This window comes from Paraburkholderia sediminicola (genome assembly GCF_046027355.1).
GTDB classification, from domain to species: domain Bacteria; phylum Pseudomonadota; class Gammaproteobacteria; order Burkholderiales; family Burkholderiaceae; genus Paraburkholderia; species Paraburkholderia sediminicola_B.
Window position 1 is genome coordinate 1 of the sequence record NZ_JAQQEK010000074.1, and the last position, 11,731, is coordinate 11,731.

Sequence of the window (11,731 nt, forward strand, 5' to 3'; positions counted from 1 at the left end):
CCTAAAACACCCGCGGCGCGGGGCGGCGCCCCGCGCTCCTCGCCCCCCGACGATAGGTCGATACCAAGACGCGATGTCAGATCGGCCACGCTGGTAATGCCGAGCTTCTTCAGGAGGTCCAACGCAGCAGGATCGATCCCTGTCTCCCTCGCGAGTTGGTCGATGATTGGTGGCTTGAAATCGATCTTCGTTAGCAAGAAAGGGTTGCCCTTCCATCCTAAAGTGTCGAAGACAACAAAACTTGGCTGGTGAAGTTCGCCGCTCGCATCCGGCACCCACGGAGCAGAATTCAAGTGTCGTACGAACGCAGCGGGGAAATCCTTTTTATAGCTACCATAGTGCGACCAACTGTAAGTCCCCTCAAAGATGCCGCGCCCGCGCCGCTCTTCGAGATCGCCCAAGCTCTCCCAAATCAGCCGTGCACGCTGGATCCGTTCTTCAGGGGGGAGAGCTGGGAGGGATCCAACGAGTGCGTCAAAGCCCCGGAGGTTCCAGTCCTCGATGCGATCCCTCTGGTAGGACGTCTCCTCGTGACCAGCAAGTCTTCTCAGCTCGCGACGCTCGTCGCCGGTCAGCGTGTTAGGAGCGTCCAACGGGCGTGGATAACGTAGTGCGCCGCATGCTTCCATCAACTCCCGCATATTCTCGCCGCTAAGGCAGGCATATGACTCGTCGACGATTAGGACACCGGGCACGCCTGTAAAGAGACGCTTCAAGCGATCAGTTGCGAGATATACGCTCCCGGGCTTGCTGATGTATCGCTTGTTGTCACCAGTATCCACAACCATTAGGAACGACGTCTCGCGGAGCGCAGTGAGAAGCTTTTCACGCTGCACCTTTGAATCGGTGCTGAACGCTGTTCGGATTCTTCCAATATCGGCTGCATACCCATCGACGCTCACGGAGACTTCATGCTGCTGGTATTTTGGCAAGACGTTCCATACGACGTCATCGACAGGGTCCGGCTCCGTGATGCCAAGCGTTGTTAAGAAGGCGCGCACTTCCGGTGTCGCGCATACTTCTCTGCGCATGGTCGGAAAGCTAGTCTCGATGGTGCTCGGCAGGAAGGCCTTGGACTTTCCATTCTCTCGCGCGACGACGTGGGTGCCGTCACTCAGCCGGATCAGGGGGATCGTGTCGAGGTGGCGGCGAAACGCTGCTTCCTGACCGCTCGCGAACTCGTACAATTTCACGATCCAATCGTCGGTCTGGGCTTCGAGGAAATCCTTGGTCAACCGCGGCACAATTGTCGCGGGAGTCACTTCTGTAACGTCGAGCTCGTGTATGACATACTGGCGAATCTCCGGCGCGCGGTCCTGTGTAATGTCTCCAGCGAGCCAGGCTGCCAAGTCGTCGCCGCCAAGCGCGGCTAGTTGTTCCGGGTTGAATAGTTCGCGGAGGTCTTGGGTTCGCGCGAGTTTCGCTTGCCGCGCGGAAACATATCCGCCCCCAAAGCGCGGCAGCAGTGCCTCCTGCGTCAGCGCTTCTCGAACTCTATCAAAGAGAGGCGTGAACATCGAACCTTCGGAGAACTTCTCGCGATCGAGCGGCAAGCACCGCAGCGCGGAGGTGTCGAGCATGGCTTGATCGCGCAACCACCGCAATGCATCGACCAACAGCTCGGCTGTTTCCTTGACCAAATACTGATTCCACGGATCGCCGCGTGGGATGTTGTCTCGACTAGGGGTGGTGCGATATGGCCCTTGAACGAGGAAGCCTAAGTTGGTCGACACAACGGTCGGGAAGTACACGACCAACGGCGACGCAGCCACTGGCTGGACTGACCAACGGTTCGGCACGTCCTTGACGGGAACGATCGAGAAAGCAATTTCCACGTGCCCGACCTTCTCGTTGCCAGGCGGGAACACCTCACGGTGAAACACTAGCCAGTTCTGATCAACTTCCTGCTGGCCGCTCTCTTGGCCTATAACAGTGACGCGTTGAACGTTTGAACCTAAGGGCTCCGGGCTGCTGCGCAAATAGACTCCCGATGCTTCGCCCGCAACTCTCCAGGTTATCTCATCGATATTGCGCAGGAACAGAAGTGCGCCAGGGCCCAGACGCTTGAATCCTCCGATAATCTCACGATGCGCAGTCCCGTCGTCCAACCTTAGTGGCAGGACGATTAAGGTCTCTTCCGGACGACGCTCTTTTCGTTGCGTACACGTCGGCTGAACGTAGTTTTCAACGGCAAAGTCCTCGTTCCCTGAGTGAATCTCAGGCCTGTCGGTGAACGTGTAAACCGACTTGAAGCCGATGCCAAATCGTCCGATAGCGTGCTTGTCTTTTGTGCTTTCCGCGATGCCGCACACCCCGCGAACGTCAGCCTCGTCAAACGGTCTGCCGAAGTGCGATAGCACCAAGCTCTCCGGGTTTAGACAGAAGGAGACTCCGCGAGGCGCGGTAGCGTCGAGTTGTCGTCCGAGAGCATCTTCCGCGTTTTGAAGAAGCTCGAATATGAAGTGCGTTCTGTCGTCGTACCGATCTGCCAGCAACATCGGGCCTATCCGACCGATGTCCGTACCATATCGCTGCCGGTTTTCCCCACCAATCGCCGTGTAGTTCGATGCCACTGCTTTCCCCTCGGTTGAAGCAGCCTCTTAATCAGGATGCATCGTTTTTAGATGTTGATTGCTTAAAGTGGCAATTTCCCGCCAGCCTTGCTCAAGTTTGCCAAACCTTGCCCTGTTATGACAAGATTCGGCGGTTAACATGCGTCAACCTGCGATTGGTACATAGATGAACGACCAGCCGGACGAAATACCTACGATCCACGAGGTTTCCGCATACCTCAAGGCAGGCAAACGGACGGTCTATCGCCTCGCGTCGAGTCGGGTGATCCCGGCTTTCAAGTTAGGCGGCACCTGGCGCTTTCGCCGTGCGGAGCTCGATCAGTGGATCGCCAGCCGCATTACCAAAGTTAGCGACGGGCAGGACGAGGGGAACGAAGAATGACGGGCGCCACCTCCACGCTTCAGAGCAAGGCCAACTCGCAACAGCTCGAAGCCATCCTGGCCACTAACGGCCCGGTGCTGATCATTGCGGGCCCCGGCTCCGGCAAGACGTTCACGCTTGTCGAGCGCGTCGTCTACCTCATCACGCAAAAAGGTGTCGCGCCTGAGTCGCTGTTCGTCGTGACGTTCACGGACAAAGCGGCGCGCGAGCTGACCACGCGCATCTCGACCCGTCTGAGCGATCTGGGCATCAAATTCAATCTGAACGAGATGTACCTAGGCACCTTCCACTCGATCTGCCTGCGCATTCTGGAGGACTTCAGGGAATTCACCCGACTCAAGCGCAGCTTCACGCTGTTCGATCAGTTCGATCAGCAGTATTTCCTGTACCAGCGCATCAATGAATTCAGGTCATTGCCCGATGCCCAGCTCGTCATGGGCGATGACCAAACAGGGCGCTGGGCGCAATCGGAACACCTGCTCAAGTGGCTGAACAAGGTCAGCGAGGAAGCGCTCAACTTGGCCGATCTGGAAGCTGCCCTCGACGTCGAAGTGCGTGCGCTGGGGGCTTGCTTTCGTAAGTACCATGAACTCTTGCACGAGAACAACTGTCTCGACTTCTCGGGTATCCAGTACGAGGCTCTGCAACTCTTGGAGAAACGTCCGGAGGTACTGGGCCAGTTGCGCGAGAAGTTCTCGTACCTCATGGTGGACGAGTACCAAGACACCAACACAATTCAAGAGCGCATCCTCCTGCTGTTAGCGGGCGACCGCGGGAATCTGTGTGTGGTCGGTGACGACGACCAGGGGCTGTATCGCTTCCGAGGCGCGACGATCCGCAACATCCTGGAGTTCCCCACGCTGTTCGGCGAGGGCCAGTGCAAGCGGGTGACGCTCTCCGTCAACTATCGTTCGCACCCCGACATCATCCGCTTCTACAACGAGTGGATGCAGGATCAGACGTGGGACGACGGCACGCGCAGTTTCAGGTTCTCCAAGAAGATTGTGCCGCGCGACAATGAGTTTCCCGACGTTCCGACAGCGGTGCGCCTTGCTGCGAAGGATGCGTCCGACGACAACGCCAATTGGCACAGCGAAGTGCTGGCTTTCTTGAATAGCCTGAAAGCTTCCGGGCGATTGTCGGACTGGAATCAGGTTGCATTCCTGTTCCGCTCGGTCAAGAACGACCGAGTTGTGGCGCTGGCGCGCTTCCTCGAAACCGAGGGCGTACCGGTCTACTCGCCACGTTCGAATATGTTCTTCGAACGCGAAGAGATCCGCCTGATGATCGGCGCGCTGATCTTCCTGTTTCCGCAGTTCCCGAAGGTGCGACAGTGGGCCGAGGGCGCGCAGCTTGACATCTGGACTTACTACGACCACACCTGCTTCAAACCCTTCACCGACGAGTTGCGAAAGCCGGAAAACAAGCGCCTCCTCGACTGGGCGCGCCCGCTAGCCAAGCGACACGCCGTGCTGGCGCAGAACACGGACTACGCGATCTCCGGCCTGTTCTATCAATTGCTGCAGTTCCCGCTTTTCTCACGCTTTCTGTCGGAGGAAGCTCTTCTTGGTGTGGACAAGGGACGAGCCGCACGCAACCTCGGCACTTTCTCCAAGCTCCTCACCAAGTTCGAATACCTGCACTACGTCAGCGTCCTCAACCCTGAGTTCCTTGAGAAGAACCTGCGCGATCTGTTCAACCAGTTCCTGCGCTTCCTGTCCGACGGCGGCATCGGCGAGTACGAGGATGAGGCCGAGTACGCGCCCAAGGGCTGCGTCTCGTTCCTAACCGTCCACCAGTCCAAGGGTCTCGAGTTTCCAGTAGTGGTGTGCGGTTCGCTGGAGGCAGTTCCGAGAAAGCAGCACGCCGCGCTAGATGAGATTCTGGAGGACGGCGGCTACCTATCGAAAGCGCGCTTCGAGCCGCTGGTACACATCAAGCAGTTCGACTTCCGGCGTCTGTTCTATACGGCCTTCTCCCGCGCGCAGAACCTGCTGGTGCTGGCCGCGCAGGAGCGCAATGGCCGGGGCCTCGGCAAGTCACCGTCCAAGTACTTTGAGCGCCTGTTCTACGCGCTGCCGAGCTGGCGTGACGTGCCGATGGGCGAAATTACCTTGGAGGCGGTGAAGGAGATCGCCCTCAAGCGTGAGTACTCGTTCACGTCTCACATCACGGTATTCGAGAACTGCGCCGAGCAGTACCGGTTCTTCAAGGAGTTGGAGTTTGCACCGATCCGGGAGAGTCCGATGCTCTTCGGTACCTTGGTGCATCAGACGATCGAGGACATTCACAAGACAGTTCTGCGCGGAGACGAAGGCACGATTACCTTCGATGCGATCAAGGGCTGGTTCTCGACTAACTACGCGATGCTTTCGAAGAAGGAACGGGTCTACCTCGCGCCCAGCTCGCAGCAGGCAGCACTGCTGCACGTGATGCGCTACTACGAGCGCGAGAACGGCAACTGGGATCGCATCAAGGAAGCAGAGGTCGAAATTTCGCTGGTCAAGGATCAGTACATCCTCAAGGGGAGTGTCGACCTTCTCCGCGGAGAAGGCGATACGGTCGAGATCATCGATTTCAAGTCGGAGAAGAAACCCGACATGGAAAAGGATCGTAACCGCCTTCGGCAGTACCAGCATCAGCTCGAGGTTTACGCACACCTCGTGGAGGAGCGCACCGGGCAAAAGGTTAGCCGGATGCATCTCTACTACACCGGAGAGGATGGCGGGAATCCCTATGTGTCCTTCACCAAGGACGAACGTGCCATTGGCAAAACAATTGCAGACTTCGATGAGATCGTGAATCGCATCGAGATCAAGGACTACCAGATTTCGGCGCGACCGACCAAGCTCTGTCAGAACTGCGACATGCGCCCATATTGCGACAACAAAGATTGGAATTTTAGGAAAACCCAAAAATGACGACAAAAATCAAGCAGCAAGATTCGCTCGACCTGCCGAATGGCGCATCGACCGTCGAGAACGTCAACGAGTACGAATTCGTGCCAATCAAGGGCTACCCGATGCTGAACTGGCGCGGCAAGCGTCCGTTTACCTCAACCCAGTACTTTCCGGCGCAACTAAAAGAAGTACATGGCGAAGAGGTGGATGGTTGGCGCAACAAAATTTTCTGGGGTGACAACCTTCAGGTGATGAGTCATCTGCTCAAGGAGTTTCGAGGAAAAGTTGACCTTATATATGTTGACCCTCCATTTGATTCAAAAATCGAATACAAGAAAATGATAAGGCTGAAAGGGGTAACCGCTGAGACAAGCTATACCTCTTTTGAAGAAAAGCAGTACACCGATGTTTGGACGAACGATGAGTATCTTCAGTTCATGTATGAGCGAGCGATTCTCATGCGGGAGCTTCTGAGCGACGACGGAGTCTTTTGCCTGCACTGCGATTGGCATAAATCGCACTATCTTCGAGCACTCCTTGACATGGTGTTTGGGTTGGGTTCGTTCCAGAACGAGATCGTCTGGCACTACTACAACAAGATGCAAGGAAATATTAATAGATTTGCTTCCGACCATGACGTCATTCTAGTTTATACAAAGTCGTCTAAATTTCAGTTCAACAAGCTCCGCGAACAGCGTGATCAGCCTGTCCAGCAAATTAAACGCGTGTGGGACAAGGCAACTCAATCGTTGGTTAATGCGAAGGATGAAAACGGCAATGTTCTCTACATCACTTCAACTCATAAAACGATTGATGACGTCTGGCGCTTACCCATGCTCCAGCCTGCCGATAAGGTAGAGGTGGTCGGCTATCCCACACAGAAGCCTGAAGCTCTACTTGAAAGAATCATCCTTGCGTACTCGAATCCCGGGGACCTCGTATTTGATTGCTTTATGGGGTCCGGAACGACGCAAACTGTCTCCGCCAAGTACGGACGCCGATTCATCGGCAACGACATCAACTTGGGTTCGGTACAGACGTCGTCCAAGCGATTGCTGGCACTGAGTGAGGCGATCAGCGTACCTGGGTATCGACCAACCATCAAGAATGGCCTTCGAGCAAGTCAAAGCGAACAGGCAATGCTCCAGGAAAGCGAGGAAGGCGAGGAGGGAAATGGCGATTGGACGACCGTATTCAAGGTGCCCAAGTTTTACCCGGGCTTTGAAGTTTTCACCGTCAACAACTACGATGTATTCCGGAATCCAGTGCAGGCAAAAGAACTCCTGATCGAGGCGCTGGAGATCCAGAAGCTGGACTTCAACTGCGTTTTTGATGGTGAAAAAGACGGCCGGATGGTCAAGATTATGCCCGTCAACCGAATTGCGACACGTGCCGATCTCGCGGAGCTAACCGCCGGCTTCGACTATAGGGCATGGGAGCGCAGGCAAAATGAGAAGCCGAATCAACCCGTTGAGAAAATTCAACTCATCTGCATGGGCCACGAACCTAATCTCAAAGCTGAACTGGAGCTAGCGGTCAAGCCCTTCAAAGTGGACGTCGACGTGGTCGATATCCTGCGCGACAAAGCCGATCTCGAGTTCAAGCGCGATTCGGATGCAGAGGTAACGATCAAAGACGGTGAGCTGTTGATTCAACGCTTTTACCCGATGAACCTGCTGCAGAAACTTTCGTTGCAGAAAGAGACCGTCGCAGATTGGCGCGAGATGGTTGAGAGCGTGATGGTCGATTGGAATTACGACGGCGCTGTATTGCAGCCAAGCATAGTAGATATTCCAGGTAAGCACGACCTTGTCAGCGCCACCTACAAGGTTCCCGCCGACGCGGGCACCATCCGCGTGAAAATCACTGACCTACTATCGGAGTCCTGGGAAGGAGGCGTTGATGGCAACTAAAGTAACCACTAAGACCAAGAATGCGTCTCTAGACTTCGCTTTTTTCAATTTTCTGTGGCACTTTTACCAATCCAATCGGGGCACCATTCGCGCGCACTACAAGGAGCTTTCCCGCAAGTTTCTCGACTTCAACAACACTGAGAGGAACCCGAAGGCTTTCCTACGACAACCTCAGTTTGAGGCGCTGGAGATGTATGTCTTTTTGAAGGAGTTCCTCGGCAATGCAAAAGTTGAGGAGATCTTCCAGAACTGGTTTGAGAAGAAGGGGCGCTTCGCAAATCGCGCCGAAGGCGGGGTCGTGAGCGGTCATGCGGGCCAAGTTGGACTGTTCGATGCGATCACTCAAGAACAGTACAAAGCCGTGTTTACCTTGATGCGCAAGAACTCGCGGGTCTACCCGAACTACATCTTTGCACTGACGATGGGGACAGGCAAGACCATTCTCATGGCCACGTGCATCTTCTACGAGTTCCTGCTAGGAAACAAGTTCGAGAAGGACGAGCGCTTTTGCCACAACGCCCTTGTGTTCGCACCGGACAGGACGGTGCTGCATTCGCTCAAAGAGATTGAGTCGTTCGACATGACTCGTGTCGTGCCTCCAGAATATGTGAATTTTCTGAACGCGCACTTGCGCTTCCATTACCTCGAAGAGGCTGGGACGTCTCTCGACACCTTGGATAAATCGCGCTTTAACATCATTGTCTCCAACACGCAGAAGATCATCCTTAAACGCCAGCGCAAGGAGAAAACTGCTACAGACAAACTGTTCGGCGACGGCAAACCTACCTTCAACGAGGGCAGCGTCTACGCAACTGCCGAAGATCTGTACAACTTTGAGCAGCCCGAGGAAGAAGGTGAACTGACCACGAACCAGCGTTTCGAAAAACTGTGTCGCTTGGAGCAATTGGGAATTTTCGTGGACGAGGCGCACCACGCGTTCGGCAAGAACCTAGCCAAAGATATGGGAATCGGAGCCAAGGAAACAGATACCAGCTTACGTACCACTATTGACATCTTAGCTGCGAGCCTTGATCGCGCAGGCACTCGTGTAGTGGCTTGCTACAATTTCACTGGGACGCCTTACGTCGGACAGGAAGTGTTGCCCGAGGTCGTCTACGCCTACGGCCTAACGGAAGCCATCGACAAAGGCTTTCTGAAGAAAGTCGTTCTGCACGGCTACACGAACACTCTCACAGATGAGTTCGTCGATATTACGGTCGAAACCTTCCTAAAGGAGACTGCAGCACTACGACCTGAGGGGATGCTTCCAAAGCTAGCCCTGTTCGCTGCCACCATCGACGAGGTCAAGACTGAGCTTCGTCCTGCTCTAGAGAAGGCGATTGAGCGCCTTCGCCCCTTGTATCCAGACATGCCGCTAGACCCGATCTTGGTTAACGTGGGCGACGAGAAGCTGACCACCAATGACGAAATCCGCGAGTTCAACCGGCTCGACACGGAGGCATCAAAAAAACAGTTCATCCTGTTGGTGAACAAGGGGCGCGAAGGCTGGAACTGCCGCTCTCTCTTCGGCGTTGGACTGTTCCGTCAGCCGAAGTCCAAGGTCTTTGTGCTGCAAGCCACGATGCGTTGCCTACGCGCTGTCGGGGAGGCACAGCATACCGGTCACGTTTTCCTTTCCAACGACAACCTAGCGACACTCAACGAGGAACTGCTGCAAAACTTCCGTATAAGCGTGGAAGAGCTGCAGAACACGGCATCAGACAAGGAGCGAGTGCAAATTCGCGTGACAGAACCGCCTGTCAAGATAAAGCTCAAGCGGGTGCGCAAGACCTACACTTTGCGAGAGAAGCAGATCACATCAGGCGTGGCCATCGGCATCGACCCTTCGGATGCGAAGAAGTGGGGCGAGATAATCGAGAAGTACCGACTGATCGAAACCCAGCAGTCTGGCCTAACAGCAGAAGTGGCTGCTCGCGCGAGCGTCAACCGCACATTCGATCACACGTCACGCCGTGAAAAACGGGAGTTTAGTCGGCTCTCGTTCGTCGCCGAGGTAGCTCGCTATCTCAACCGCAATCCCTTGCAGGTGGAGCGTATTCTCGACTCCACAAAGGAAGGGACAGACAAATTGGTTGCTGCGACCAATCTGTTCAATGAGTTGCTCTACGACGAAGTGATTCCGCGCTTGTTTAAAGAGCTTTACGATCTCGATCCGAAGGAGGAAACCGAAGAGCACGAGGTTGAGCTCATCAAACTGCCACCAACCGGCTACTATGAAGTGACGGCAGCTAAAGACAAGATCGTGCGAATGGGCGACGTGAAGGGCATAGAACGAGGGAAGAGCTTTCACCTCGATACCTATTGCTTCGACTCCAACCCGGAACGGACCCTTTTTTGGGACTTGCTGCACGAAGAGAAGGTCAAGCGCCTCTACTTCACCGGGATGCTCACACACGGCCAATCAGACTTTTTCATCCAGTACATCGATCCGGACTCGCACACGGTACGAAGCTACTACCCTGACTTTCTTTTCGAGCGCGAAGACGGCTCATTCGTGATCGTTGAGGTGAAGGCAGACAACCAGATCGAGGATGTTGTCGTTCAGGCCAAGAAGGAGTTCGCGCATCAGATGGCGGTGGCCAGCGGTATGGAATACCGAATAATCAAAGCGTCGGACGCCAATGATCGACACTACCGGATGCTGATGTAAGGTTTCGGGCGTGGTTCAAAGGGGGCCATTTAGAGATTGCGCGAACGATTGGATTTGGTCCGCTTTGTGCGAGGTTTGGTATTGGGTTTGTTGGCCCGATGGCGGGGGACGATTTCCTTTGCTCACGGTTGCCGCGGTAGAAGCGCGTCCGAAACGTATGAGTATGAGCCAGAGTAGAAGATGCTTCACCCGACCGTTCGTCCGGTCAGGGAGACTTCGGCCGACCTGCAGGGTGAGAGCGAAGCGACGATGTTCGTCTCGCAAGGCACGCCCCCTGACCGCTGACGTCGGGCGTGACAAGTGGCACAACATGGACTTGAGCGTTGTGGCGTCGCTTGCTATACTTAGCCTTCTTACGGGGCCCGGTAGCTCAGTTGGTAGAGCAGCGGATTGAAAATCCGCGTGTCGATGGTTCGATTCCGTCCCAGGCCACCAAAGTCATGTTGTACGGAAAGTCCGGTGCCGCAAGGTTTCCGGACTTTTTGTATGTTGGCTGCTGGCTGGCGCACTTCGCTATTGATCGACTCGTAGTGCACAGGTGCTTGGCTCGGTCGCGATCGACTGAGGCTCGCCTCCGCCATGCATGTGATCAACACGTGAAGCAGCATGCGACGACCGTTGCAACTCGCGCGGGTTTAGGGTGTAGGAGACGTGGCCGAGAGGTTGAAGGTACTCCCCTGCTAAGGGAGCATCTGGGCTAAAACCTGGATCGAGGGTTCGAATCCCTCCGTCTCCGCCAGATAAGTGGTGTACACGTGCGCCTCGGGGCGCGAGCTAATTTCCAATGCCTATATATGCGCTGAATTCTTCAGCGGCATTTCACGGCCTCTTCCCGTGGCGAGTGACGTATATCCCCGACAAGGAGATACACAACATCGTGCTCGTGAACACGAGCAGGATCTTTCTGCACGGAACATCCTTCACGAATTTCATCAACGCCCCCCCTCCGTGAGCACCCAAGCAGTTCCTGACTCGCGTCGGCAGCTAATCCACAGATTTCATCTGCGTCAATGCAATCAGCTACAGCGCAAATGGGGAACGGGCGAGTGGTAACCGCAGAGTTGGCGCTTCGCCCTCAGTGCCTCCTCGCCGGGTGAGACCGTTGGATCGAGAAGGTTCCAGACGGATCGAATCTGGTTACATGGCGGTTACACGACGCTGGAAAATAAAAAAGGGTTACAGGAAAATCGCCTGTAACCCTTTGAATTCTCTGGTGGGAGGAGGGGGATCGAACCCTCGAACTTCGCATTGCGAAGGCGTCAGTGCTGCTATTGGGGGAGAACCAAGCTGAG

General features: G+C 55.2%; 5 protein-coding genes and 2 tRNA genes. 6 read left to right on the top strand and 1 reads right to left on the bottom strand.

The window, feature by feature from the left end; translation table 11 throughout:
• On the bottom strand, window positions 1–2,573 hold a 2,573-nt coding region (locus PQR42_RS44985), incomplete at its 3' end, for a sacsin N-terminal ATP-binding-like domain-containing protein (RefSeq protein WP_408495992.1).
• A gap of 166 nt (window positions 2,574–2,739) precedes the next feature.
• Here PQR42_RS44985 and PQR42_RS44990 point away from each other — a divergent pair.
• The 6 genes from PQR42_RS44990 to PQR42_RS45015 all read left to right on the top strand — a co-directional run bounded on the left by PQR42_RS44990 (window position 2,740) and on the right by PQR42_RS45015 (window position 11,178).
• Entirely contained in the window at window positions 2,740–2,955 is a 216-nt protein-coding gene (locus PQR42_RS44990) for a helix-turn-helix domain-containing protein (protein ID WP_408495994.1), read from the top strand.
• Window positions 2,952–5,876 carry an ATP-dependent DNA helicase gene (locus PQR42_RS44995; RefSeq protein ID WP_408495996.1) on the top strand — a complete coding sequence of 975 codons (2,925 nt, stop codon included), beginning with the start codon at window positions 2,952–2,954 and terminating at the stop codon, window positions 5,874–5,876. The genes PQR42_RS44990 and PQR42_RS44995 overlap by 4 nt, the downstream gene beginning before the upstream one ends.
• Window positions 5,873–7,768, top strand: coding sequence for a DNA methyltransferase (locus tag PQR42_RS45000; protein ID WP_408495998.1), 1,896 nt, complete (start codon window positions 5,873–5,875; stop codon window positions 7,766–7,768). The genes PQR42_RS44995 and PQR42_RS45000 overlap by 4 nt, the downstream gene beginning before the upstream one ends.
• Window positions 7,758–10,439 carry a TnsA endonuclease N-terminal domain-containing protein gene (locus PQR42_RS45005; RefSeq protein ID WP_408496000.1) on the top strand — a complete coding sequence of 894 codons (2,682 nt, stop codon included), beginning with the start codon at window positions 7,758–7,760 and terminating at the stop codon, window positions 10,437–10,439. The genes PQR42_RS45000 and PQR42_RS45005 overlap by 11 nt, the downstream gene beginning before the upstream one ends.
• 359 nt (window positions 10,440–10,798) lie before the next feature.
• A tRNA-Phe gene (locus tag PQR42_RS45010) sits at window positions 10,799–10,874 on the top strand.
• A 210-nt stretch (window positions 10,875–11,084) separates the two neighbouring features.
• A tRNA-Ser gene (locus PQR42_RS45015) sits at window positions 11,085–11,178 on the top strand.
• Window positions 11,179–11,731: the final 553 nt, after the last annotated feature.